This is a genomic window from Sporolactobacillus terrae DSM 11697, from assembly GCF_000648615.1.
GTDB classification, from domain to species: domain Bacteria; phylum Bacillota; class Bacilli; order Bacillales; family Sporolactobacillaceae; genus Sporolactobacillus; species Sporolactobacillus terrae.
In genome coordinates, this window is record NZ_JFZC01000095.1 from 1 (window position 1) to 623 (window position 623).

General features: G+C 43.7%; 1 tRNA gene and 1 rRNA gene. Both read left to right on the forward strand.

The features are described from left to right. A 5S ribosomal RNA gene (rrf, locus tag AA84_RS18460) occupies nucleotides 1-85 on the forward strand; the annotation flags it as partial. 112 nt (nucleotides 86-197) lie between these two features. Then, a tRNA-Ser gene (locus AA84_RS0115565) sits at nucleotides 198-286 on the forward strand. Nucleotides 287-623: the final 337 nt, after the last annotated feature.

Genomic DNA, 623 nt, shown 5'->3' on the forward strand with positions numbered 1-623 from the left:
TCCCATCCCGAACACGGTCGTTAAGCTCTTCTGTGCCGATGGTAATTGGGGGCTGTCCCCCTGTGAGAGTAGGTCACTGCCAGGCAAAAGATAAATAGTGATTGTGCTTCACGACAATCGTCGGTAGATCACTCCATAGTGTTTATATCGTGGTGGAGCAAAGGATCGAAGGATCATCTGTCGTGAAGTATTTTTATGGAGAGCTGTCCGAGTGGCCGAAGGAGCACGATTGGAAATCGTGTAGACGGTTAAGGCCGTCTCGAGGGTTCGAATCCCTCGCTCTCCGTTACCGCTATCCGATACAATCGGATGAATGTTTTATGAATGTCCCAAAAATCCCGTTCTTACGGGATTTTTTAGTACTCGCATTTCCGTTACAAAAGCATACTTTGAGGGCAAATAAGGGCAAGCTATTGTAGCGGATTGACCTGACCTATATCAGGTATCCTATAATGGAAGAACTGCTAAGTTGGTTGCTACAGGAAAAACGACAATAAAAGGACCAAGAAGCTATAAATTCAGGAGAAAAGACAATTTGGATAGGTTACAATTAATTGGACAAATAATTTAAGGTCATGTACACTTGGTTCAACTATTCCAAGGGAGACCGGAAACATGAAAAA